Here is a 25138-nt window from a genome sequence, read left to right on the forward strand (position 1 = left end):
ACCCAACTCCAAGGCTGGTCCCGATACGGCCGGGGGAGTCCAGAGGGGGCGGAGCCCCTTTTGGCGGGGGGATTGCCGGGGGGCGGAGCCCCCCGACGCCCGGCCGGCGAGGCCAACGGGGGCAAGGGGGCGAAGCCCCCATAGTGAACGGAAACTGGCTTCAAATCACAGGAACAACAACAGGGGCACGGGGCGAAGCCCCGCAAACTCAAGTCGTCAACATCACGCCGCCATAAGACGCCGCAGCAATCACAACCCAAGAACACAACCCCAGAACGGCAACCCGCCCACCCGTACGAGCCAACGACGGCAAATGCACCGCACTACCCAGCCCGAACAACGCAGCGGCGAGCAACACTTCCTGCGCCCACGCAGCCCCGTCGAGCACCGACACCGGCACCCACCCCGTGGTCCGCACGGCAACCATCACCAGGAACCCCACTACAAACAACGGCACAAGAGGCGGCCTCTTCACACCCCCAACGCCAGCCGCCCCGCCACCGGCACCAGCACCGGCCGAACCGGCACCAGCCGAGCCCACGGCGCCAGCCGAACCCACACTCTCGGCGCCAGCCAAAGCCCCGGCGCCAGCCGAACGCCCGGCGCGAGCGGAACGCCCGGCGCGAGCCGAACCCGCAGAAACAACGCGAGCCCGAACAACAAGCACCATCCCCGCCACCAACGGAGCCAACATCATCACACGCAACAACTTCACCAGCACGGCCTGCTGAAGCGCATCAGGCCCGGCGGTCTGCGCGGTGGCGACAACCTGCCCGACATCATGGACCCCCGCACCGACCCACCGCCCAAAGCCGGAGGCATCCAGCCCCAGCGGCTGCTGCAACAACGGCAGAACGGCGATGGCCAGGGTCCCGCACAACGTGACGAGCGCAACGGACGTAGCCGTGTCTTCGGTGTCCCCCTCATAGCGGGGCCGCACCTCACTGACGGCACCGATAGCGGACGCACCGCAGATCGAGTAGCCGGTGGCGATCAGCACAGGCTGATCGCCGGGGAGCCCCAGCTTCCGCCCCAGCCACACGGTGCCGAAGAACGTGGCGGTCACCACACCGGCAACCATGAGCACGGTGGCCCAGCCGATACCCAGCACGTCACCAAGGCTGAGCTTCAGCCCGAGCAGCACGATTCCGACGCGCATGAGCCGTTTACCGGCCACCGTGAGGCCGGGCCGCGCGATCCCGCGTACGAGCCCACGCGTACCGGGCAGATGGGCCACGGCGATGCCGAGCACGACGGCGGCGGTCAGCATCGGCACGCCGGGTACCAGCAGATGGATGCCGGAAGCCGCGGCGACCCCGAACGCCGCGAGAGCGAGCCCGGGAAGCCTGCTGGGCTTCCGTACGGGCGCCCCGTCTCCGGGAGGAGACGCTCCGGGAGGAGACGCCGGCGCCGACCGCGCGGCCGAACGTACGCGAGCCCCGAGGAGTGCCATCAGGCGTCGGCCGGCAGGTCGTAGACGCGCCGGACGCTGCTGCCGAGGCGCGATATGTCGGCGCCGTAGATGTGCAGCGAGATGGCGGTGCTGTCGCAACCGTTCCACACGCGGTGGATGTCGCCGGGCGGCGCGAAGCCGCAGACGGAGCCCTCCGGGTTGACAACGTCCTCGGTGGCGACGAGACGCGCCGTACCGCCGGGGCTCTCGGCGGGCAGCAGACGGTAGCGCCGCTCGTGTTCCTCGCCCTGGTGCACGCCGGTGACGCACCAGGAGACATGGTCATGGATGGAGGTGCGCTGCCCCGGCAGCCAGACGAGCGCGACGACGGAGAAACTCCCGTCGCCCTCGGCGTGCAGCAGGTGCTGGCGGTAGCGCTCGGGATCGCCCTCGCGCTGGGCCTCGGTGAGGAGTCCTTCGGCGCCGAGATGGGGTGCGAGCTTCTCGCCGACGAGGTACGCGGTGACGTCCGGCGGCAGTCCGCGCCCGACCGCCTCACGCACGTCCTGGACGAGGGCGTGCAGACGCTCGGTCGTACGGACGGGGTACGGGTCAGTGGTAGCGGCCATACGGGCAGCGTGGCGACGCTGAAGTATCACGTCCAACGACGGTTTCTTGGACGTACCCCGCTTCCCGCTTATGGATGGGCCCGGTCACACAGCCCGGCGACGGCCGAGAGGTCCGCGACGAGCGACGCGCGGAGGCCCACAACGAGCGCCGCGACGGGCCCCGTGAACACGGGCTTCAGCAACCGCCCGGCTCAACAGCCGACCCGCCTCAGCAACCGCCCGGCTCAGCAACCGACCCGGCGCTCAGCAACGACACGCAACTCGTCGAGAACGAGCGCCGTGGCCGGTATCTCCAGGTGCTCGCGCAACACATACGCGGAGACCTGGCGCCGCGAGGCGGGGTCCAGGGCGCGGCCCGTGACCTTCTGGTGCACGAGGAAGGACAGCACGAGGCCGGGCATCATGGCGATGCCGAGCCCCTCGGCGACGAGGCTCTGCACGACGAGGTTGTCGTCGGTGGTGAACGCGATGTCCGGCGCGAAGCCCAACTCCGCGCACTCATGCAGGAAGTTGGCCCGGCAGCGCAGACAACCGGCGATCCAGCGCTCCTCGGCCAGTTCGCCGAGCTTGACGGCACGGCGCCTGGCCATCGGGTGCCCGGTGGGGAGCAGCACGGTGAGCTGGTCCTCCAGCAACGGGATCTCGACCAACTCCTCGGGCACCTGCTCGTGCAGCCCGGGATAGGTGAAGGCGAGCGTGATGTCACACTCGCCGCGCACCACCCGGCGCAGGGAGTCGGGCGGCTCGCCCTCCTGGAGTTCGATACGGACCCCGGGGTGCCGCGCGTCGAGCCCGGCGAGTGCCTCCGGCACCAAGGTGGCGCTGGCACTGGGGAACGCGCACACGCGTACCTTTCCGGCCCGCAGCCTGGTCAGCGACGCCATCTGCTGCTGTGCCGTACTGATGGTGTCGAGGATCGTCTCGGAGTGCCGCGCCAGTGCCTCGCCGGCCTCGGTCAACCGCATACGGCGCCCGACGCGGAGGAACAGGGGCGTACCGACGGACCGTTCGAGCGCCTTCATCTGCTGGGTGATCGCGGGCTGCGTGTACCCGAGTGCACGGGCAGCGGCCGAGTACGAACCGGCGCGCACCACCTCGTGGAAGGTCTTGATGTGCCGCGAGTCGAACATGACAGAACCATAAGCGGAATTTGGGTTGCACCGGCAGTCCCATCTCCAAGCTTTTGGATCAGGACACACTCCACAGGGCTCCGGCGCCGCAAGGCGCAGAAGGACCACGAGCCGCACACACAACACGGCGCGTACACACAACAAGGCACAAGTCCCGCAAGGGGCAAAGCACAAGCCGCAAGGCACAGGCCACAAGTCCCACAAGGCACAAGCCTTAAGACGCAAGCCCCACAAGGCACAAGGCACAAGGCACAAGCGCTACAAGACACAAGCCCTAAGGCACAAGCGGCAAGGCACAAGCCACAAGCGGCAAGGCACAAGCCGCCAGGCGCAAGCCTCAAGGCGAAGCTCACTTCCGAAGTCGCCCCGCGACCCCGACCCCCGCGAGGGCGACAACAGCGGACACGGCATAAATGGCCGTGAACGCGCCAGGCTGCGCGGCGCCGCCCCCCGCGGCACCGTGCGCCGCGTCGGCCGTGGCCGAGACGCTGACGGAGCCGCCCCCGAGGGCGGCGAACAGCGCGCCGGTGAGGGCGAGAAGCAGCACGTTGGACAGCCCGTCCGACAGCTGGAGCGCAGCGGAGTTGCGCCCGGCCTCCTCCGGCGCCGACAGCCGCAGCAGCAGCACGCTCAGGGAGGAGATCACCAGCCCCATGCCGAAGCAGCCCAGCGCCATGGCCAGCGTCAGCGTCCATACGGGTACGGACTCGATGAGCACCAGCGGGGAGTAGGCGAGGGAGAAGGCGACCAGCGCCATGCCGCCGCGTACCAGCCGTTCCCTGTGCGCTTCCAGCCCGGCCCTGGACTGGATGAACGAGCCCAGTGCCCAGGTCGCGCCGCCCGCCGCGAGGGTGAGCCCCGCCATGGTCACCGACAGCCCGCGCTGGGTGACGAGCATCAGCGGGATGAAGCTCTCGGCGACGATGTACGAACCGGCCGCCATGCCGCGCAGCAGCACGACGGCGGGCAGGCCGCGTGCGGCGCGCAGGGTGCCGGTGGGCAGCAGCGCCCGTACGGACGGTACGAGCAGTGCGGCGCCGGCCACAGCCGGTACCAGCGCGATCAGCCGCAGGTCCTGGCTGGCGTACTGGAGGAGCCCGGCGCCGACGGCGACGGCGAGCGCGAGGCGGATGCGCCGGGTGTCGGCGGGCGGCTGGTTCTCGGCGCCCTCGGGCGGGCCGGACGCCTTGCGCTTGAGCGGCGGCAGCATCACCACGAGGGGCACGACGACGAGTACGGGGATGCCGAGGAACACCCAGCGCCAGCCGAGGTGTTCGGTGACGGTCCCGGAGATCAGCGGCCCGACGATCGCGGGAACGACCCAGGAGGCGGCGAATGCGGCCATCACCGTGGGGCGCAGCTTCTCGGGGAACGCGCGGCTGACGGTGACGTACAGCGCGACGATCACGAGCCCGCCGCCGATGCCCTGGACGGCACGGCCGAGCACGAAGATCCACATGGTGACGGCAGTACCGGAGAGGACGAGCCCGGTCGCGAACGCGGCGATACCCGTCGCCAGCGGCGGCAACGGCCCCCGCTTGTCGCACCATTGGCCCGAGCTGACCATGCCGACTATGGAGGTGGTGAAGAACGCGGAGAAGGCGTACGCGTAGAGCGCTATGCCGTTGAGTTCGTCGGCGGCGACCGGCATCGCCGTACCCACAGCCGTCGCCTCGAAGGCGATCAGCAGGACGACGGAGACGATGCCCAGCGTGAGCGGCCGGTAGGGCCCGGAGAGCACCGTCTCCTTACCCGTCCCGCCCTCGTACGGCGGGGCCACATCCTCGGTACGCGCACCGGACCCCGACTCATCGGCGCGCGCGCCGGTGTTCCCCTCGCCAATAGCTGCCATACCCACCAAGGTAAGGGTCAGCTCACCGCAACGGCTCCTACTCAGGGCGCGGAACGGGTTCAGCCGCTTGCCCTAGGCCGCCCACCCCGCACCTCAACTCCCGCCCCACGCCATCCAGTTACTGCTGGTGACCAGGTGGCCACAGTTGTTACGGTCGGCGCGCAAGCACGCACGGTAGGTGAAAGGGCCGCCGGGAGCGTGCGGGGCGGGGACGGAGCCGGGTCCGGGAATCGGTCCGGGGATGGGGGGCACGGCATGACGAGCCGCGACGCGGAGGAGGGCCCGCGCCCCATACACCCCGAACCGGGGGCCGGTACGGACGGGCCACGGCCGGGCGAGGGGTACGCGGTGGAGATCAACTCACTCAAGAAGATCCTCCTCCCCATGGAGGAGTCGGTGGTCGCGGCCCGCAGGATCAAGAACGGCTGGGAGCCGATGGTCCGGCGCATCCACAACTCGGCCACGATCGACATCGTCGCCCCGGCCAAGGACATGCTGTCGTCCTGGGGCCTGGGCATGGGCCGAGTCGCCGACCGCACGGACGTCGTAGTGGAGACGCTCAGGAAGGTCATCTCCGCCTACATGCTGGCCGACCTCCTCAGCGCGAAGAACTTCTCGCCGACCGAGGACAACATCGCCAAGCTGCCCATGGGCAAGCACGGGCTTGAGGAGTGGCAGAAGGGGAACCGGCCCGAATTCGAAACCCCACCGAGGATCACCGGCGATCCGCTCCCCGGCGGAGACATCCCCTACGGGCCGTCGAAGAAGGGCACTCAAGAGCCTTTCCCGGGCGAAGGCGGGCCGGGACAGGGGCCGATCGCATGACTTCGCGGGACGCGGTGGACGCCGGCAGCGGCAGTGGCGGCGCCGGGGAGCGCATACCGCCGGGCGCCAAACCCGGGGACGTCATCTTCGGCAACCCGTCCGATGTGGACGACCTCGTCGTCAAACTCCGCGCTTACGCGGGTGCGTTCAAGGACGGTCACGCAAAACTGGATGTCCTCATGCTCAAGCGGTGGACGGGAGCGGCCTCGGAGGAATTCGAGGCCGCGACCAAGACACTGCCGAAGGACCTCGAATCCGCGCACACGTACTTCTCCGCCGCAGCCAACGCACTCGACTCGTACGCCGACAAACTCCGCTCGGTCCACAAGCGCGTCAAAACCGCTCATCGAGGACGCGGACGAGGCGCGGGCCGAGTCCAAGCGCTACTGGAAACGCGTCAAGACGTACAACGCGGCGCTCGAACGCGGCGACGACCCCCTGCCGGAGCGCCCGCCCGAGTCCGACCCCGGCGTGGCGGCGATGGAGTCGTGCCACCGCCGCCTCGACAGGCTGGAAGAAGAGCTTCAGTCGGTCGTCGACCCGGCGAAACGCAAGCTGGAGAAGGCTGCGGAGAAGGCCCCGAAGGGCCCGCCGGCGAACATGCTCGACAGGCCAGAAGGAAACGGGGACAAGGAATTCCTCAAGGGGTTGGGGGACTGGTACGAGGGATTCGACGGCAACGTCCGTTTCTGGGAGGAGCAAGGGCTCGGCGACGGCGCCCGCATGCGACTGGCCGGCATGAGGGACGGCGCCGCCTACGCGGTCGACAATCCCAAGGAGTTCGCCAAGGCTGCCGCCAACTGGGAGGAATGGCAGCGCAGTCCGGTGCGCGCGTTCGGCAAGATCTCCCCCGAACTGCTGCTCTTCCTCGCGACGAGCGGCGGGAGCGGGGCCCTGACCGGCGTCCGCGCTTTCCGCACAGCCGCCCAGCGCCTGGCGGGCCGGGAAGGAGCGCTGCGCAGGAACGGCAGCGCCCGTGACCGCGCGGACGGCGAACCGGCCAAGAACGACAAGCAGCAAGGGGAACGGCAGAAGACCGGCGAACCGATCGACGTGGCGACGGGCGAGATGGTCATGTCGGCGACGAACATCGCCCTGCCCGGCGCCCTCCCCCTGACCCTCACCCGGCACTACGTCTCGGGCCACCCCTGCGGCGGCTGGTTCGGCCCCACCTGGGCCGCGACCCTGGACCAGCGCCTCGAACTCGACGACGCGGGGATCGTCTACGTCGCCGACGACGGCATGGTGCTGACGTACCCGATCCCGGAGGCCGAGGTACCCGCCTTCCCCGTCTCCGGGCCGCGCTGGCCCCTGCTGTGGGACGGCAAGCCGGACGGCGCCATGACGGTCACGGTCCCGGAGCGCAACCGCACCCTCCACTTCGCGCCCCTCCCGGTGAGCCGCCGGGAACTGGCACTCCAAGCGATCACGGACCGTACCGGCGAGGGCGACCGCGTCACCTTCACGTACGACGCGGAGGGCACGCCCGTCGAGATCGCCCACTCCGGCGGCTACCGCGTGGCGGTGGACACGGACGAGGCCCTGCACCGCATCACCGCGCTGCGCCTCCTGCACGGCGAGCACCACGAGCACGGCACGCCCCTCATCTCGTACGCCTACGACGCGGCGGGGGACCTGACGGAGATCGTCAACTCCACGGGCGAGCCGCTCCGTTACCGCTACGACGACGAGCACCGCATCACCTCATGGACGGACCGCAACGGCACGTCCTTCGCGTACGTCTACGACCACCGCGGCCGGGTCCTGCGCACGATCGGCCCGGACGGCATGATGTCGGGCCGCCTCCACTACGACCCGGCGGCCCGCACGACCCGCTACACGGACTCGCTGGGCCGCACGACGACGTACGTCTACAACGAGGCGTACAAGGTCACGTCGATCACCGACCCGCTCGGCCACACCACCCACACGGAGTGGGACGCGGCCGGCCGCCGCCCGGTGAGGACCACGGACCCGCTGGGCCGCACCACCCGCCACACGTACGACGAGGACGGCAACCTCACCGCCGTCGAACGCCCGGACGGCACGGTGACGGAGGCGACGTACGACGCCTGGGGCCTACCCCTGACGATCCGGGACCCGGGCGGAGGCGTGTGGCGCCACACCTACGACGAACGCGGCGCACGCACCTCGACGACGGACCCGGCGGGCGCGCGGACGGCGTACGCGTACGACGCGGCAGGCCACCTGTCCTCGCTCACGGACGCCCGGGGCCACACGACGAGCGTGACGACGGACGGCGCGGGTCTCCCGCTGACGCTGACCGACCCGCTGGGCCATACCACCCACGTACGCCGCGGCCCACACGGCCGCATCACGGCTCTCACCGACCCCTTGGGCCATACCACCCGCCAGGGCTGGACCATCGAGGGCAGACCCGCCTGGCGCGAAGACCCGGACGGCGCCCGCGAGACGTGGGAATGGGACGGCGAGGGCAACCTCCTCACCCACACCGACGCAGCAGGCCACACCACGCAGTACACCCACACCCACTTCGACCTCCCCGCCACGCGCACCGACCCGGACGGCGCGTGCTACGCGTTCGCGTACGACACCGAGTTACGCCTTGTGGGGGTCACCAACCCCCAGGGCCGCCAGTGGAGTTACGACTTCGACGCGGCGGGCCGCCTGGTCGCCGAGACGGACTTCAACGGCGCGCAGCGTACGTACGAACTGGACGCGGCAGGCGGGCTGCTCGCCCGTACGAACGCCTGCGGCGAGACGCTGCGCTACGAACTGGACGCGCTGGGCCGCGTACAGCGGCAGCACTGCGAAGCGGACGGCGAGGTCACGACGTACGCGTACGACGCGACGGGCGCACTGACCCACACCGCGAACCCGTCGGCCTCGGTCACCCTGGACCGCGACCCCGTAGGCCGCGTCCTGACGGAGACGGTCAACGGCCGCACGGTGACGTACGCCTACGACGCAGCGGGCAACCGCACCAGCCGCACGACCCCGTCGGGCCACACCTCGACGTGGACATACGACGCGGCGGCCCGCCCCATGACCCTGGCGACGGAGGGCGGCGCCCTCTCCTTCACCTACGACGCGGCGGGCCGCGAGACCCACCGCCGCCTGGGCGAACGCGCCACCCTCACCCAGCGCTGGGACCCGTCTGACCGCCTCACCCAGCAGCACATCCAGGGCCCGGACGAGCAGATCCTCCAGCACCGCGCCTACACCTACCGCCCCGACGGCTACGTCACCGAAATCCGAGAACTCACCACCGGCACCCGCCACTTCGCCCTGGACAAGGCGGGCCGCGTCACAGGTGTCCAGGCCCACGGCTGGACGGAGCGCTACGCCTACGACGCGGCAGGCAACCAGGCGGAAGCGTCAGCCCCGGCCCACCCGTCACCGGGCAAGCGGGAACACACCGGCACCCTCATCCACCGCGCCGGCCACACCCGCTACGAACACGACGCGGCAGGCCGCCTCACCCGCAAGACCCGCCACCTCCTCAACGGCCAGACCCAGACCTGGACCTACACCTGGAGCCCCGAAGACCGCCTGACGCGGGTGGTGACACCCCAGGGCGAGGAGTGGACGTACACCTACGACCCGCTGGGCCGCCGCCTCACCAAGTCGGGCCCTCACGCCTACGGGCTGACCTTCACCTGGGACGGCACCCGCGTAACGGAACAGACAGCAACCGACAACACCACCCTGACCTGGGACTACACCCCAGGCACCCACCGCCCGCTAACCCAAACGACCCACGACCCCCTCCTGAAAACCTCCGAGTTCCACGCCATCGTCACGGACACGGTCGGCACCCCCACGGAACTCATCTCTGCCAACGGCCAGTTGGCCCACCACCCCCGCACCACCCTCTGGGGCACCCGCCTACCCGCCCCACCCGACACAGTGACCTGCCCCCTCCGCTACCCCGGCCAGTACGCCGACCCCGAAACGGGCCTCCACTACAACTACTTCCGCTACTACGACCCGGAAACGGGTCGATATGTGACACCGGATCCGTTGGGGCTTGGGCCGGGGCCCAACCAACACGCGTACGCCCACAGTCCCATGACGTGGACGGACCCGTTGGGACTAAAGAAATGCACCCACTACGAGGCCACGGCAGGTGAAACACTTGAGTTTCTTAAGCCCACGCAGAAGACACGCACATGGGAGCAAGAGGCGGGGCAAGAGAGTCTCTCGAACGAGGAACTGCTCGAAGCGATACATAACCCGAGGGATGGAGACGAGATCCTCATTCTCCGTGACGGGAGACAGCTTGGAGGGCATCACAGAATTGATGAGCTGAGAAGGCGCGTGGAAGATGGAAGGATCTCACCCGACACGCCTATAAAAATCAAGTGGTACGATCCGGACGAGGATGGATAGGAGATACCAGCAATGGAAAACGATTCGCAAATCCGTCGGCAGACGAAAGTGCGCTGGAGCGATGAGGATTTCACCATCCGGAGCGTCACCATAGAGCAGTTGCTCGACATCCAGCGTGCCGACGTCACGCAAGGATGGAGTAGGCGCTGGTCGTCAGAAGAAGAGCTGCTGCGACAGGTGTCACCAGAAAAGAAGATGTTCCTCTGTCCCCTCTTCCGAAACGGCGGCCCCATCAACTCCCCGGAGTCCTATCGTTGCTGGCTTTGGTTCACCATAAACCAAGAGGTTGAACCCAAGGGAGTCACACTTCTCGACGTGGGCAAAGATCTTTACTGGACGCTGCCCGAGATGTCCACGGAAAGCGACCTCAAACGGGTCATCAGCATCATGTTCAACGGCGTCACGCATGGGTGCCGTTTCGAGTCCATTTGGTGAGGAGTCATCCACGGATAGAGAGCCCGTTTAATGAATGACCGGGTACAAGAAATGACCTACCTCGTCATGGAATGACAGTTGATGTGACCACGTGGCTCGCGGTGCGCCACTGCAACGCGAGTAGTTCAGCATGATTCTCGACGTTACAAAGGGGCCCCAACTCACTTGCCGACACACCTCATGATTAGCACAGGGGCCACAATGCAATACGAACCTGTTCCCCCCTTACTTAAACAGGAAGCCGAAGAACGCTTTTCTGGTGGTGACTCAACGGTCATCGTTGAAACGCTTCTTTCGGTCGCACTCCATTCACCCGACCGGGACTGGGCAGAGGCATGGATCGTCCACTTCTCCCACCATGAGGCATCGGATGTGAGACGTGCCTGCGCCGTCGCGTCAGGCCACCTTGCTCGACTACACCACTGCATCGGAGAGGCCGGACTAGCGGCTGTCCGTAGGCTGACCGAAGACCCTGACGTATCCAGCTCAGCCCTCGAAGCACTTGAGGACATCGAGATCTTCACCTAGAAGTTCTCGCCTAGTATGCCGAATTCCTTCGGAACAGGCCGTCAGGCGGAATGCGGCTGCGATGTCGACCAGGCAATGGGACATCGGCGACTTCTACATCCAGGACGATGGCCAGGTAGTGAAGATCCTGGAGACCGGCATCTACGACATCTCGTGAAGGGACCGCCCCGCCCAATCCCGGCGGAGACGCCGACAATGATAAGGAACGCCACTCAAAAGATATGTGGGCAATTGAACGGGGAAGGGCATGTGAGAGTGACGGGCCAGCGCTTGCGCTGCTGCGTATGCGGCTGCGACACGGCCGACGGGACAGACTACGTGCGCCTCGAACTCACCACGGAATACGTCGCCACTCGCCAATGGCTGGGCGCCCACGCTGCCTGCCTCAATGGTGTCCTGGCCCCCGGTTTCAGCGTCGAGGTGCACCTGATGTGACGGGATACAAATGAAGTACGTCGCCGTGAAATGGGACCCAGAATTTCGCGGGTTCAGCATCGACCCCACCCACTACGAGGATGAGCTGCCCGCCCTTTTGCCCGCATTGCCCCCCCGGTGCCCGCGCCTTCGCCGCGGAACCCGGGCACTACAATTTCAGCGACCTCCGGTGTGTGAAGGATCTGCGACTTGAGAAGGTCACCACTCCCGCCACCAAGAAGGACACACTGTCCCTTCGGTTCTCTCCGAATCAGTGGAAACATGAAGAGGGCCTGCTGCTCCGCTATTTTGCCATAACCCGCTTCGAGCTGGAATTCAAGCGTGGGGCCGACTGGATGAGCGACGAAGCGATCCTCATGGACGAGATTCTGCCCCGCAAGAACGGCGGCTGCTCCCACGAGATCGAGCTCTCCGACTCCCGGATCCGTATCGAGTGCGAAGACCTAACGGCACACTGGTCCTGAACCTGAATATCCTGGGCCACGAAGAAAACTGCACTACCTCGTCGCCGAGCCCTCGTGCCTCGCCCCACAAAGAATTGCTACCGGCGCGGCTCGCCCCAGCATTCCTTTCGCCCGGCGAGGAGAGGCGTGAACACCATCCCCGCGGAGCACAGTCCTCGCGATGAGCCCCGCGTCACTTGAGGAACCCCAAGAGGCCGGCCAGCGCCTGCGGGGTGAGGGTGAGCACGTCGGACGGGGCCTCGCTCTCACGGAGGAAGAGCGCACTCGCTCCCTCAGCCACCTCTACACAGTTGGGCGCGTCCTCGTCGCTGGAGAATGACGACTTCACCCATGTCAAGTTTTCCACGTCGACACCTTTCAGAGTTCGCGGGTCAGGCCGAGCACTAGATACCTGCCCCCCCATACTGTTCACCGATTACCGCTCCGTCCCTTCAGGGAATTCAAAAGCCTTGCGAGGGCTCTTCGTTCCACATACAGAACTTGGGACGGTGACTCGCTCTCCCGAAGGAGTATGGACGCCCTCGTCGCGCCCAGTTCCAGGCAATTGGGAGCGTCACTCGAACCGGAGAACGACGACTTCTGCCACCTGATCGAGAGTGGCATGCGTGGCCTCCCGTTCGTTGTGCAGTGTTGACTGGGTGACGCTCTGGGCCCCTGGTACGTCCAGAGCCACCCGTTCCACTCTGCCGAGTAGCCCTTGGCCACCGTGAGTTGGGGCCTGTGTCCAGGGTTGCGGGCCCCATTGCCAGCGTCAACGGGAGCGGCAGTCAAGCCAGAGGACAGGAAGACCTCCGACCCACGCGCAACGGCCCTCGCAGTGAGCCCGTACTACTTGAGGAACCCCAAGAGGCCGGCCAGCGCTTGTGGGGTGAGGGTGAGTACGTCGGACGGGGCCTCGCTCTCGCGGAGGAAGAGCGAACTCTCCCCATCGGCCACCTCTAGGCAGTTGGGCGCGTCCTCGTTCCCGGAGGACGAGGACTTCACCCATCCCCGGGGTTCCACGTCGATACCTTTCAATGTTCGCGAGTCAGCAGAGGCACCAGTTATCCGCTCCCCCATACCGTTCACTGATTGCCGCTCCGTCCCTTCAGGGAATTCAAAAGCCCTGTGAGGACTCTTGGTTCCACGTCCAGAAACTGGGACGGCGACTCGCTCTCCCGAAGAAGTATGGACCCCCTCATAGAGCCCAGTTCCAAGCAATTGGGTCCGTCACCCCCACCGGAGAATGACGACTTCTGCCACACGATTGCATCTGTCATGCACTGCCTCCTAGAGATTCCGTAGAAGTGACTGGATGAAGTCCCTGGAGTGCTTTTCCTCCAGAGACATCGACTGCACTCGATTGAGCAGCCTCTGGTACCGCTTGAGTTGTAGTTCCGCATCCAGAATCGCGGCCCCATGGTCTGCGTCAAGGTGAACGGTGTCGAGCTGAGGCACGGGCCCGCCCATGTACAACAAGGAGTAGCCGATACCGGCGAACCCATCGATGTCGAAGGGGACAACCCGGAGATTCACGTGCGGGTACTCGGACATCGCAAGGATATGGACGAGCTGTCGCTTGGCAACAGCCCGGTCGGCGGCGCGGATGCGTAGGGCCGCCTCGTGGATCACCACGTCGTACGGCTTCGCCACCTCGGCACGCAGGACTTCCTGCCGACGCAGGCGGTAATGGACACGAGCATCGAGTTCACCGCGGGGCAATTCCGGCACCGAACGAGCGTAGATCGCCCGGATCTGCTCCTCCGTCTGCAACAGCCCTGGGATGCGCACGGTCTCGAACGTCCTCAAGTACGTGGCATGTGCTTCGAGTTCGGCCAAGTCAAGAAAGACGTCTGGCAGCGTTCCCCGGTACTCCTCCCACCAGCCACGCTCGCGCTCGGCGGCCATGCGCGCGAGCGCATCAATGAGGGCGTTGTCGTCACACGCGTATTGACACGCGAAGTGGCGTACGCGATCCGGGCTGACACCGACCCGCGCGGCTTCCGTGTTGGAGAGTTTGGTCTGCGCGATACCCAACGCTCGCGCCGCCTCCTGGACTGACAGCCCAGCCTTTTCCCGTAGCTTGCGCAGCTCGGCGGCAAGCCGTACCTGACGTGCGGTAATGACCTGGCGCGCTGGCATGTCCCCCTGCTCTCCCAGTGGTTGGTGCGAGCAGGTTACGCGACCAACTTGACCAGGGTCACATGTTACCCATACCTTGAGTGACGCGTCGCACACGCTGTGGAACCGCCCTGGAGCGAGCCCGGAAGCGCACCGCACCGTCACCCCATGACGGCCCGGCACTGCCACCACTCGACAGCGGGGCCACCGTTGCCCCGCACCAACTCACCCCCACCTCCCTCACGTGGAGTCCCCGCATGCCCGAAAAGCCCTGGGAATATACGCTGCACATCCCCAACGACCCCCGCGCGGTGCCGATCTGCCGCCGTACGCTCCGGCTCGTACTGGCCGCGCACGCGCTGCCGCACCTCTCCCACGATGCCGAACTGCTCGGCACCGAGCTGGTCACCAATGCCGTCACCCACACCAAAGGACCCGTCGCGTTGCGGGTCCGCTGGACGGGAGCCGCTCTCCGCGTCGGCGCGTGGGACGCGGAGCCAACTCCGCCCATGCCAGGCCCCTTTGGCGTAAGGGCAACCGGCGACGGGGCCGAGGCCGGGCGTGGGCTCGCGCTTGTGCGGGCTTGCGCGGATGACTGGGGGTGGCATCGGCTGACCTACGCAGGGAAGTACGTGTGGTGCGAGTTGGCGGGCGTTGCGCCTCGTACCGGGGCGTCCGCGAACCGTACCGGGCCCAGAGCCTGACGAAGCGCTACTGGGCCCGGTAGGGGGCGTACCGCGTGGGGTTCAGCCGGTTCAGCCTGTGACCAGGCCCATGTAGGTGTCCCAGTTCCAGTTCGGGCCCGGATCGGTGTGGTCGTTTCCGGGGGCCTCGCTGTGGCCGATGATGTGGTCGCGGTCGAGGGGGATGCCGTGCTTGTCGGCGAGGTGGCGGGTCAGCTTGGCCGAGGAGCGGTACATGGCGTCGGTGAACCAGGACGGGTCGTCGACGTAGCCCTCGTGCTCGATGCCGAGCGAGGACGCGTTGGCGCTGCGCGCGTGGTACGCGGTGTCCGCGTCGCGGACCATCTGCGTGACCTCGCCGTCGGAGGAGCGCACCACGTAGTGCGAGCTGACCTGCGCGTCGGGGTTCTGGAACCAGCTGATGGAGCCGGCGTACGAACCCTGCGTCACATGGATCACGATCTTGCTGAGCGCCTCGGCGCGGCCCGCGGCGAAGTTGTTGCCGTCGGCGGGGACCCACACCGCGTCGGGGTAGTCCTCGCTACGGGTGCGCGGCCCGGAGGAGCCGGTGCCCTTCTTGACGGGGTCGACGTCCCGGGCCGTGACGGAGATCCGTTCGCCGCCGGGCGCCGTACCGCGTACGCCGTCGGAGAGGAACGTATAGACGCTGTCGGCGTACATCCGCGCCGCCGTACCCTTCGCGCCGCTGTACCGGGCGACGACCGGGTACCACGCGTCCACGTCACCGCGTTCGGCCGCCTTGAGCCCGAGACGGTCGGCGTGCTCGCGCAACACCGCTGCTCCGCCCTTGATGTTGGTGTCGGTGTCGCGCCGCAGTTCGGCCACGGGGCGGCCGGTGAGCTTCGCGGCCTGTTCGAGCGTGTTGCGTGACGGGTTGCTGACGAGGTGCATCACCCCGTACCCGTTGGCCTGGCTGGGCTTTCCTGCGTGGCCGTCGAAGTGCGTCTCGCCGTAGCCGACGGCGGCGAGCACATCGCGCGGAACGCCGTACTCCTCGGCCGCCGCATTGAAGGACTCGTTCATCGTCGGGGCCTGCGCCGGAGGTTCTGCCGTCGCGGAGGGGCCGGTGGCGAGGACGGCGGCTGAGGCGAGCACGGACAGTGCCGTGAGCACGGTGGCGCGGCCGGTCCTTCTTGTGCCGTCTCTCGTACTCTTCCTCGTGCTGGTGACTCGGGGCATGGCTGCTCCTGCTGGTGGTGGGGGGAGCCGGCGGGCGCGCGCGCCGCCGACCTGTGGGGGGGGGGATGGAGCTGGGCGCCTGAGTCCGGTCAGGGTACCGATGTGGTAGGAGCATGACAACGACATCTACGCGCGTCCTGCTGTTCTCCGCCCCATCGTCCCATCGCCCCACCAACGAGTGACGGCACGTCAACTCCGCGCCGGGCGCGGCGCCCTTGGCGACCGCCGCGCCACTTCGCCACTCCGCCATCGCCCCGTTCCGCCGTTCCGCCGCCCCACCCACCACGCGCCTGACCCCCGTACGCCGTCGGGAACGGTGTACGGGGGTCAGGGAACGGTGTACGGGGTCAGGGATCAACGCCCGCGCGCTTGCGAGGCACCTCCGTGCGCATGCGAGGCACCTCGCTGTGCGCTACCTCGCTGCGCGCTACCTCACACTGCGCGAGGGTCCTCAGTGTGCGAAGGAGTCGCCCAGTTCGGCGCGCTTCTCGGGGAGGCCGAGCGTGGCGGGGCCGTAGGAGACGACGCCGTCGGTGGTGAGCCCGGAGGTGCTGCCGCGCAGCACCCAGACGGCTCCGGCGTCGACGGCCGAGGCGCCCGCGCCGTCCTCGCCGGGGGCGCCGACCGCGAGGTCGTCGCGTCCGTCACCGTCGGTGTCGTGGAGGGACAGGGCTGAGCCGAATCCGTCCCCGCCCTCGACGGCGCCGGGCACACCCGCGGTGCCCTGGTCGTAGTTCTTGGCGCCGGTGCCGGACAATCCGCCCTTGCCACCGAGGAGTTGGACCACGGCGCCGGCGTCCTTGCCCGCGGCGCCGCTGCCGATGTCCTCGCCGGGCACGCCGACGGCGATGTCCGCGTAACCGTCGCCGTTGACGTCACCGGCGCTGAGCGACTTGCCGAACTCGTCGCCGTCCTCGTTGACTCCCGGCACGCCGGCGCTGTTCTGGGTGAGCGTGGTGGCCCGCTTCGCGCCGGGGCCTTCGGGCGAACCGTAGAGGACCTTCACCGTGCCGTGGTCGTACGGCAGGTCCTCAAGGACGCCGCCGGGGACGGTACGGATGACGAGGTCCTCGTAACCGTCCTTGTCGACGTCCGCGATGACAGCGGTCGCGGCGTCGTCCACCTCCTTCGGCTTGTTGACGAGGCCGGTCTTGGAGCCGGTGAAGAACTCGCTGCTCTCGGACATCTCCTCGAAGGCGTGGGTGGAGACGAGGTCGTCGATCCCGTCGCCCGTGATGTCGCCCGCGACCAGGTCCTCGGGGTTGAACGTGTGCCCGGGGGTCACGCTGGCGGTCCGCGCCGACTTGCCGTCGCGCGTGAACGGTCCGTACATCGTCTCCACGTCGCCGCCGGAGGTCGAACCGGCGATGTCGGGCGTGCCGTCCCCGTCGAAGTCGCCGCTCGTGATGCTGCCGCCGCCCTTGCTGTCCTGGAACGCGCTGCTGGACGTGAGGCCCTTGCCCTTCTCGCCCCACAGCACGTGGAGGGTCCCGCCCGAGTTGACGGCGAGATCGGTGATGCCGTCACCGTCGAAGTCCCGGGCCAGGCTGCGGCCACCGAAGTTGTCGGTGCCCGGCATACCGAGGCTGTCGGAGGCGATCACCTGGCGGTTCGCGGTGTCGGCGCCCTTGGCCGAGCCGTAGGTGATGGTGAAGACGCCCACGCCCTTCTTGCCCGCGACCGTCGCGCCGGGGGCAGCGGCGACCGTGTCGGCGTAGCCGTCACCGTTGAAGTCGGCCTTCTCGGCGGCGGCGCCGGCCTTCTTGGCCTGAGCCTTCTTGGCCTGGGCAGCGGCTGCGGGCTTGCCGTCGTCGGTGGCCGCGCCCGCCTGGGTCATGGCGAGGGCGGAGCCCGCCACCAGCGCGGTCACTCCGACGACGCGCGCGACGGTGAGAGCAGCGGAGTTCCGCTGACGGGCCCTGTTTCCTTGACGCACTTGATCCTCCTGTGATCGACGCGCCGGCCCTGGGCAACAGGCCGACGGGAGTCTGCTGCAGAGGGACACCCGAGGGTCGGTGCGTGCACGTACGCCTGTGCCCGCCGCATGGACATGCATGCGAGCACTGACATCACGTGAGACACATGAGGCCCTCGCGTGGTTGCACCTTTGGCCCACGGTCTCGCCCCGGCAAACTGGCACCTATGCCGCACTTCACCTCTTACGACGGCACGCAGCTCGCGTACCGCGTCCTGGACGACTCCCGCGACGGCAAGCCCCCGCTGGTCTGCCTCGCCGGCGGGCCCGCGCGCGACGCCGCCTACCTCGGCGATCTCGGCGGGCTCAGCGCGTTCCGTCCCCTCGTCGTCCCCGACGCACGCGGTACGGGGGGCTCGCCGCCCGCCGACGATCTCGGCGCGTACGCCTTTCCCCGGCAGGCCGACGATGTCGAGGCCCTCCGCGCCCACCTCGGCCTGGACCGCTTCGCGCTGCTGGCACACGACGCGGCGACCGCCACGGCACAGGCGTACGCGGCCACCTACCGCGACCGCCTCACCCACCTCGTACTGCTCAACCCGGGCTCCCGCCTCCAGGGCGAACTCCCGGACGACGCACGGCAGATCTTCGAGTCACGCGCAGCCGAAGCTGACTGGTGGGAGGACGCCTACGTCGCCGTCCAACTCCTCGCACACGCCACCGACCTCGACGAGATCCGCGGCCTCCTCCTGCGCGCCGCCCCGCTGGCCTACGGCCGCTGGGACCCGCCCCAGCAGGAACACGCCGCTGCGGAGGGCGAACAGCTCAACCCCGTGCCGCGCGCCGCCTTCTGGCAGGGCGTCACCGAGGAAACCCGCCTCGCCCTCCTCGGCCGTCTGCGCGCTGCCCGCGTCCCCGTACTCGTCGTCACCGGCGACCTGGACGGCGTCACGGGCCTCCGCACGGGCGAGGCCGTCGCCGCCTCCTTCCCCCACGCCCGCCTCCGCCCCCTCCACGGCGTCGGCCACTACCCCTGGGTCGACGAACCGGAGATGCTCCGGCCCCTGGTCGAGGACTTCCTCACCGACACCCTGGAGCTGTGACGCCGCCGACGCCCTGGGCATGTGACACCGCCGACGCCTTGGAGCTGTGACGGTCCGTGGTACGCGCTCAGCCAGCACACCGACTCGCCCTCGGTATCGGCCAGTTGTCGGTATCGGCCAGTTGTCGGCGTCGGCCGGTTGACAGTCGGACAGCGGCGCCCGTGGGATTCGGACCCTGCGGAGGGCCCCCGGCCCCTGGGGGGTCATCGTCCGGAGGGCGCCCGGCAGCCGTGCCGTTCGGCCGAAGCGGTGGCGAAGGCCGACAGCGCCCTCTTCTCCAGGGGCGGGTCCGCAGCCGCGAACCGGTCTCCGTCGTCCAACGGCTCGATCACGTAAAGGGCCTTGCTGCCGGGGCACGTGGCCGATGTCCAGTACGTGCCGTCCTTGCCGCCCTTGCCGTCCTTGCCGCCCGACAGCCCCTGGAGCGTCGATCCTCTGATCGTCTCCGAGCGGACCGCGTTCACGTACGGGCCGTAGGAGGCGGAGAGCCGGAACCGTGGGTTCCCTTTCGCGTCGGCCAGCAGGCAGTCCTCGATCGGCGCGCTCCCGTCCGCGGCCGTCTCGTAGCCCCTCGATCCGGTGCCCGCGCAGGTGCCGGTCATCTCGGGGGCGCGCTTGAGCTGACGGACGGTGTCCTTGGGCACATGGTTCACCGGGCTCGCCCCTGGGGCCGGACAGCCCTGCCGGTTCGCGGCGCTCCTGAGGGCTCCTGTCACCGTGCGTGCCAGCGAAGCGCGCTGGTCAGGAGTGTTGAGGGGCTGCGCTGAGGGATCCCTGTGCGCGGCGACGCTCACCACGAAGTCGTCGCCCGTGCCCTTGTCGCAGGCGAGATACGCCCCGGCGTACGCGCTCTCGTCCCCCGTGTTGAGCACGGCCGGCCACGTGCCGCCCACCGGGGACACCGTCTGAGCGCCACGGTGCGTGTCGGCCCTGCCCAACGCCGCGAGCACACGCTCGCCGCTCCCGGCCCGCTGGACGCGGACATCGAGCGAGGCGAGTCCGTCCCCCGGGTCGGACACCTCGCAGGACAGTGCGCCCTTCTTCTCGCCCTGGAGCCGTGGGGCACCCAGGAGTTGCTTCGCCTCCGTGTGGTCGAGCAGTTCCCCGCACGCGGAGGACACGGACCGAGAGTCCCGCCAGTCGTCAAAGGCACCCGCGGCGAACGCCACGCCACCCCCGGCCAGCACCAGTCCCAGGACCCCCGAGACCACGATCCCGGTCTTCTTCTTGCGCGATGCGCCGCGCAGCGTGAACCCCATACGGATCAGCCCCCGCCGAGCGCGGAGAACGCCGACGTACGCGAAGTGATGGACGACCGGGACGACTCGTCCCGCAGGTTCTCAATGATCGTGTCCTCCAGGGGTCTCTTCCACGGCCGGACGCCCGCTCGTTGATCGGGTCTCTGGAACTGCCACGCCGCTCAGTCGCGGTACTCCGGCTTCGCACAGCCATACGCGGTCGCCGCGCGCTCCGTGTACGCGCGCAGCAGCGCCCGCCGCAGCGAGGCGTCCCCGTCCACGTCACCGAGTGCGCGCAGCGCAGTCAGCCCCGACCCGTGGTAGCGGGGGCATGCGAAGGTGGCCGTGCCGCTGTCGAGGACGCTGCTCTCCCCACGGACGAACGGTCCGTGGTACGTGGTCAGCCAGTACACCGACTCGCCCTTGGCGTCGGTCAGTTGGCAGTCGGTCAGTGGTGCCTCGCCGGTGGGGCTCTCGACGGCGCCCGCGACTCCGGCCCGTTCACGCAGGTCAGCCGCCATGGAGGCCAGCGGGCGGCAGGCGCCGCGCGCCGTGTCCACCGGAACGGTCTCGGGCCACACGGCCTGGGGGACGCGTACACGCTCGACGGATTTCCCGAACTCCGCCTCGCACCCCCACTTCTCCGCCGCCCCACGCACGGCACGGGTCACGGCCTCCGCCAACTGCCCGGCACGTTCCGGGGTACGCAGCCCGGTCCCGGAACGGAAAGCGTCGGCGGTCACCACCAGCCCCCTGTGCTTCTTACGGCTGTCCGCACAGGCCAGCACAACGGCGGCCTTGGCCGAGTTGCCGTTCTCCGGCAGCACCACACCGTCCCAACCCCGCCCGACGGGCACCGCCGGCGGCCTCAGAGGCCCGGTACGTCCGAGCGCCTTCATCGGGAGAGCGGGCCTGGCCGACCAGTCGATCCGGAAGACCACGCTGGCCCCGCCCCGCTCCAGCGCACACCGCGCCAACTCCCCGGACGACTCCGGCCCCGGCTTCTTCCCCTCCCGCACGTCGTCCCCACCCAGCAGTCCGGCAGAGTCCCCCGCCGACACGGCGCCCCCACACACCTTGCCGGACGCGTCCTGGACGGCCCCGGTCCAGCGGCCGAGGGCGCCGGTGGCTATCAGGACCCCGGCGAGGACAGCGAGGGCGAGCAGCGCTGCGGCGACGATTCTGGCCGGGCGCGGCACACGGGTGAGCAGGTGCGGAGGCGAGGGCATGGGTCAGCTCTGGTTCGCTTCGTGAGGTGGAGGTGGTTGTCGGCGAGGCCATCGCCTGGGAGGTCGTTGTGCGCGAGTAGTTGCCGCCGTCGTCAGCGTTGAGCGTGTCGACGGGGCCCCGGCTCCCGCGAGTTGTGGCGGCGCTCAGCAGCCGTGGGCGTCCCTGTACACGCCTCGGATGAGGTTCGCACGGGGCCAGGACGCGTGGTCCACCGGGCCTGCCGCCTGCTCCGGACTCCCGGCCCCGGACACCCAGTCCCCTCGGACATCCGAGACCTTGGGCCCGGGGCCCAAGGTCCCGACTCCCCCGACTCCCGCGCCGCTCGGCCAAGTACGGCCGGTCAGTCGCGGCGGCGGCGTAGTTCGCGGGCTGCGAGGCCCCCGGCGATGATGAGGAGGGCGGCGACGATGCCCGCGACGAGGGTTTCGGAGGGCGGGCCCGTTTCCGGGAGTGAGCCGGAGCCGGCGCCGCGGGAGTCCGAGCCGGAATGGGAACCGGCCGGTGTGCGGGGGGCGGAGGGCGTCGACTTCGTCGATTCCCGCTGCTTCGTCGACTCCCGCTGCTTCTCCGATCCCGGCTGCTTCGTCGACTCCCCCGGCCTCGTCGCGCTCCCGGTCGGGGTGGGCGCGGTGGGCGTGCCGGTCCTCGTGGGTGAGGTCGCCGGGGTGGTGGCCGGGCGTGCGTTCGGGTGGGGGGTGATGGCGGCGGCGGGGGCTGCGGCCGTCAGCGGCGACAAGGTGAGCAGGACGGCGAGGAGGGTGCCGAGCGCGCCGAGCGCGCGGTGGGGTGACTGGCAGGGCAGGTACTTGTCGCTCTTCATGGCGGGGCGCCTCCGTTCCGCGAACCCCACCACGGTGGGCCAGGGGGCGGCCCCGACACCGGGTCTTTCCATGGCAATACGAACAGTTCACCCATAAGAGGCACCGTTCGGCCCCGATTCGGCCCCGGTTCGGCCCTCTCCCGCCACGGGGGTCGTTCCGCGTGCCCCGTCCGACTCCGCGTGCCCCGTCCGACTCCGCGTAGCCACTCGGAGTCCGAGTGGCCCGTCGGAGTCCGAGCCGGAGACGGCGGCGTCAGACTCCCGGCTGGCTGGTACCGACCGCGGCCTGGGGGCGGATGGGAAGCCGGTTGGCGGGGCGGCCCGTTGCCGCGCGTACGGCGGAGGCGATGGCGGAGGGCGTGGTGACGACGGGCACGCTGGAGGCGGCCTTGGCGCCGAACGGTGCGACCACGTCCCGTTCCTCGATGAGCTTGACGATGCGGATGTCGGGGGTGTCCAGCGCGGTCGGCAGTGCGTACACCGTCAGGTCGGCGTGCCGCACGACACCCTTGGACACGCGCAGGTGCTCCGTGAGCGCCGTGCCGATGCCCTGGGTGACGCCCGCCTCCAGACGGGCGCGCAGCTGGCGGGGGTTGAGGACGCGGCCCACGTCCTGGGCGAGCGCGACCTCGACCACGCGTACGGAACCCAGTTCGATGTCGACGTCCACGACGGCGCGTACGGCGGCGAAGGAGAGGCCGACGAACGCGTCGCCCTGGCCCGAGCCGTCCAGCGGTTCGGTGGGGTGGGGGCGGCACTGGGCCGTGGCCCACAGTTCCTTGCCCTCCAGGGCCTCCACGACAGTGGTGGACAGCACGCCGTCGTACGACGTGATCTTGCCGTCGGCGATCGACAGCAGCTCCGTCGACATCCCGAACTTCGCCGCGAGCGGCTGGAGGAGCTGGGTGCGTACCATCTTGGCCGCGCGTTCGACGGCGCCGCCCGACACCCAGGTGTGCCGTCCGCGCGAACCCGCGCCCGACGGCGGCTGGTCGGTGTCGACCGAGGCGACGTGCACCTCGTCGATACCCAGCGTCTCCTGCACGATCTGCCGCGCGAGCGTGTCGAATCCCTGGCCGGCCTCGACGGCCGCGCACATGACGGTCGCCACGGAGCCGCTGACCTTGACGGTCGCCGTCGACACCTCGTCGGTGCCCTCGGCGCCGAGCATGTGCACCATGCCGAGCGCGTACCCGACGCCGCGCCGTACGGCGGACGGTTCGCCCGCGCCCTCGGGCCCGCCGGGCAGCAGCCACTCGTGCTCCGGCGCGTCCTTGGGCAGCTCGGGCAGCGGCGCTTCCCTTACGGCGGTGAGCAGTTCGGCCACGGGCGCCGGGCAGGTCACGGTCTGTCCCGTGGGCAGCAGGTCACCGGTGGCCAGGACGTTGCGCATCCGCACCTCGACGGGGTCGAGGCCGAGCCGCTCGGCGAGCTTGTCCATCTGGCCCTCGTAGGCGGCGCACACCTGCATGGCGCCCTCGCCGCGCACATGCCCGGACGGCGGGTTGTTGGTGCGTACGACCCAGCCGTCGATCACCGCGTGCGGGACGACGTACGGGCCGGCGGCGAACGAGACGGCGGCGGCGAGCGCGTCGGACGACGTGTCGGCGTACGCGCCGCCGTCCAGCAGGATCTGCGCCTCGACCTTGAGCAACGTGCCCTCGGCGTCCGCGTGGTGGCGGTAGCGGAGCAGCGTGGGGTGGCGGTGCGGGTGGCCGAGGAAGGACTCCTCGCGGGTGACCGCGATCTTGACGGGACACCCCGTACGCATCGCCAGCAGGCCCAGCGGGATCTGGAGCGCGGCGTCCTCGCGGTCGCCCATCGCGCCCGGCACCCCGGTCACCACGATCTTGACCTGCTCGGGCGGCAGCCCGAAGCAGGCAGCGGCCAGGTCGCGATCGGTGTGCGGGTCGGTCGAGGCGGTGTAGATCTCCACGCCGCCGTCGGGACGGGGCACGGCGAGCGCGGCCTCGGCCCCGATGGGCGCCGGGTCCTGGCGGCCGATGCGGTAGAGCCCCTCGACGACGACCTCGCCGACGAGGTCAGGGTCGCCGTACCGCAGGGGGATGTGGCGGATCAGGTTGCCGTCGGGGTGCAGCGGCTCGGACTCGAAGGAGACCTCGGGATCGGTGACCGGCTCCAGCACCTCGTACTCGACGGCGATGGCCGCCGCTGCCAGCCGCGCCGTGTCCGGGTGGTCGGCGGCGACGGCGGCGATGGGCTCGCCGAAGTAGCGCACGATGTCGCGTGCGAAAGCGGGCTGGTCGGCGACCTTACGGCCGTGCGCCGAGTCGCCCGGCACGTCCGCGTACGTCACGACGGCACGCACGCCAGGCATGGCGGCGGCCTGTTCGGTGTCGATGGAGACGATCCGCGCGTGCGGATGCGGCGCGCGGTGCACCGCTGCCCACAGCAGCCCCTCGGCCCACAGGTCCGCCGCGTAGGGGAAGGTGCCCTGCGCCTTCGCGTAGGTGTCGGTGGGCATCACGGAGGCGCCGAGGCCGTGCGGCTCGGGCTCGTTGCGGGAGCTGGGCGGCAACGGGTTGCCTCCTGGCCCCGGTTCGGGCGGCACCGTCGCGGCGCCGCCGGGACCGGCGCCGGGGCCTTCAGCCATGTCCGTCATGCCGCCGCCTCTCTGTGCGGGCTTCTCCGCGCACCGTGCGCGGTACGCGCTGCTGCTGTGCGGGCTGCCGTCGGGGGTGCTGTGTGTGTCCGGGGTGCTGTGTGTGTCCGAGGTGCTGTGTGTGCGGCGCCGTGCGGGGTGTTGCCGTCGCCGCCCGGGGT

Annotated in this window: 20 protein-coding genes and 2 pseudogenes; 7 read left to right on the plus strand and 15 right to left on the minus strand. The window is 69.3% G+C overall.

Going from position 1 to position 25138, the window contains the following annotated elements:
* Positions 1-208 precede the first annotated feature (208 nt).
* From NMN56_RS29755 to NMN56_RS29770, 4 genes are all read right to left on the minus strand, one after another.
* Entirely contained in the window at positions 209-1453 is a 1245-nt protein-coding gene (locus NMN56_RS29755; RefSeq protein WP_274046069.1) for a YeiH family protein, read from the minus strand.
* Complete coding sequence (locus NMN56_RS29760; protein ID WP_274046068.1) at positions 1453-2022, minus strand: cysteine dioxygenase family protein; 570 nt, start codon at positions 2020-2022, stop codon at positions 1453-1455. The genes NMN56_RS29755 and NMN56_RS29760 overlap by 1 nt, the downstream gene beginning before the upstream one ends.
* Positions 2023-2246: 224 nt before the next feature.
* Complete coding sequence (locus tag NMN56_RS29765; protein ID WP_274046067.1) at positions 2247-3152, minus strand: LysR family transcriptional regulator; 906 nt, start codon at positions 3150-3152, stop codon at positions 2247-2249.
* Positions 3153-3501: 349 nt separating this feature from the next.
* Entirely contained in the window at positions 3502-5004 is a 1503-nt protein-coding gene (locus NMN56_RS29770) for an MFS transporter (protein ID WP_274046066.1), read from the minus strand.
* Between the two features lie 255 nt (positions 5005-5259).
* On the opposite strand from NMN56_RS29770, the gene NMN56_RS29775 reads away from it, so the two are divergent.
* The 5 genes and pseudogenes from NMN56_RS29775 (at position 5260) to NMN56_RS29790 (ending at position 12065) form a co-directional block, all read left to right on the plus strand.
* On the plus strand, positions 5260-5829 hold the full coding sequence (locus NMN56_RS29775) for a hypothetical protein (protein ID WP_274046065.1): 570 nt from the start codon (positions 5260-5262) through the stop codon (positions 5827-5829).
* A pseudogene (locus tag NMN56_RS43110) lies at positions 5826-6113 on the plus strand (putative T7SS-secreted protein); the annotation flags it as partial. The gene NMN56_RS29775 and the pseudogene NMN56_RS43110, both read left to right, overlap by 4 nt.
* Before the next feature lie 196 nt (positions 6114-6309).
* Complete coding sequence (locus tag NMN56_RS29780) at positions 6310-10203, plus strand: DUF6531 domain-containing protein (RefSeq protein ID WP_347178685.1); 3894 nt, start codon at positions 6310-6312, stop codon at positions 10201-10203.
* Between the two features lie 12 nt (positions 10204-10215).
* Entirely contained in the window at positions 10216-10638 is a 423-nt protein-coding gene (locus NMN56_RS29785; RefSeq protein ID WP_274046064.1) for a hypothetical protein, read from the plus strand.
* A 1136-nt stretch (positions 10639-11774) separates the two neighbouring features.
* Positions 11775-12065, plus strand: a complete 291-nt coding sequence (locus tag NMN56_RS29790; protein WP_274046063.1) for a hypothetical protein — start codon at positions 11775-11777, stop codon at positions 12063-12065.
* 172 nt (positions 12066-12237) lie between these two features.
* On the opposite strand, the gene NMN56_RS29795 is transcribed toward NMN56_RS29790, so the two are convergent.
* The 5 genes from NMN56_RS29795 to NMN56_RS29815 form a co-directional block, all read right to left on the minus strand.
* On the minus strand, positions 12238-12411 hold the full coding sequence (locus tag NMN56_RS29795) for a DUF397 domain-containing protein (RefSeq protein WP_274046062.1): 174 nt from the start codon (positions 12409-12411) through the stop codon (positions 12238-12240).
* Between the two features lie 62 nt (positions 12412-12473).
* A complete protein-coding gene (locus NMN56_RS29800) occupies positions 12474-12668 on the minus strand; it encodes a DUF397 domain-containing protein (protein WP_274046061.1) in 195 nt (64 codons plus the stop codon).
* 225 nt (positions 12669-12893) lie between these two features.
* Complete coding sequence (locus NMN56_RS29805) at positions 12894-13067, minus strand: DUF397 domain-containing protein (RefSeq protein ID WP_280842890.1); 174 nt, start codon at positions 13065-13067, stop codon at positions 12894-12896.
* A gap of 62 nt (positions 13068-13129) precedes the next feature.
* Positions 13130-13447: a DUF397 domain-containing protein gene (locus tag NMN56_RS43115; protein ID WP_347178683.1), complete on the minus strand. Its 318-nt coding sequence runs from the start codon at positions 13445-13447 to the stop codon at positions 13130-13132.
* Positions 13335-14186: a Scr1 family TA system antitoxin-like transcriptional regulator gene (locus NMN56_RS29815; RefSeq protein ID WP_274046059.1), complete on the minus strand. Its 852-nt coding sequence runs from the start codon at positions 14184-14186 to the stop codon at positions 13335-13337. Before NMN56_RS29815 ends, NMN56_RS43115 begins: the two co-directional genes overlap by 113 nt.
* A 236-nt stretch (positions 14187-14422) precedes the next feature.
* Between NMN56_RS29815 and NMN56_RS29820 the strand changes: the two genes are divergently transcribed.
* Complete coding sequence (locus NMN56_RS29820; protein WP_274046058.1) at positions 14423-14869, plus strand: ATP-binding protein; 447 nt, start codon at positions 14423-14425, stop codon at positions 14867-14869.
* Between the two features lie 54 nt (positions 14870-14923).
* Here NMN56_RS29820 and NMN56_RS29825 read toward each other — a convergent pair.
* Positions 14924-16048: pseudogene (locus tag NMN56_RS29825) on the minus strand (N-acetylmuramoyl-L-alanine amidase); the annotation flags it as partial.
* Between the two features lie 451 nt (positions 16049-16499).
* Positions 16500-17984: an FG-GAP-like repeat-containing protein gene (locus NMN56_RS29830; protein ID WP_274046057.1), complete on the minus strand. Its 1485-nt coding sequence runs from the start codon at positions 17982-17984 to the stop codon at positions 16500-16502.
* Between the two features lie 206 nt (positions 17985-18190).
* Between NMN56_RS29830 and NMN56_RS29835 the strand changes: the two genes are divergently transcribed.
* A complete protein-coding gene (locus NMN56_RS29835) occupies positions 18191-19066 on the plus strand; it encodes an alpha/beta fold hydrolase (RefSeq protein WP_274046056.1) in 876 nt (291 codons plus the stop codon).
* 203 nt (positions 19067-19269) lie between these two features.
* On the opposite strand, the gene NMN56_RS29840 is transcribed toward NMN56_RS29835, so the two are convergent.
* From NMN56_RS29840 to NMN56_RS29855, 4 genes are all read right to left on the minus strand, one after another.
* The gene (locus NMN56_RS29840; protein ID WP_274046055.1) at positions 19270-20325 is read right to left on the minus strand and encodes a hypothetical protein; all 1056 of its coding nucleotides are present in this window, start codon (positions 20323-20325) and stop codon (positions 19270-19272) included.
* Positions 20326-20486: 161 nt separating this feature from the next.
* Positions 20487-21533, minus strand: coding sequence for a hypothetical protein (locus tag NMN56_RS29845; protein WP_274046054.1), 1047 nt, complete (start codon positions 21531-21533; stop codon positions 20487-20489).
* Between the two features lie 341 nt (positions 21534-21874).
* On the minus strand, positions 21875-22354 hold the full coding sequence (locus tag NMN56_RS29850; RefSeq protein ID WP_274046053.1) for a hypothetical protein: 480 nt from the start codon (positions 22352-22354) through the stop codon (positions 21875-21877).
* Positions 22355-22607: 253 nt separating this feature from the next.
* Positions 22608-24968: a xanthine dehydrogenase family protein molybdopterin-binding subunit gene (locus NMN56_RS29855; protein WP_430542741.1), complete on the minus strand. Its 2361-nt coding sequence runs from the start codon at positions 24966-24968 to the stop codon at positions 22608-22610.
* Positions 24969-25138 lie beyond the last annotated feature (170 nt).

It is taken from the genome of Streptomyces iconiensis (assembly GCF_028657195.3).
GTDB classification, from domain to species: Bacteria; Actinomycetota; Actinomycetes; order Streptomycetales; family Streptomycetaceae; genus Streptomyces; species Streptomyces iconiensis.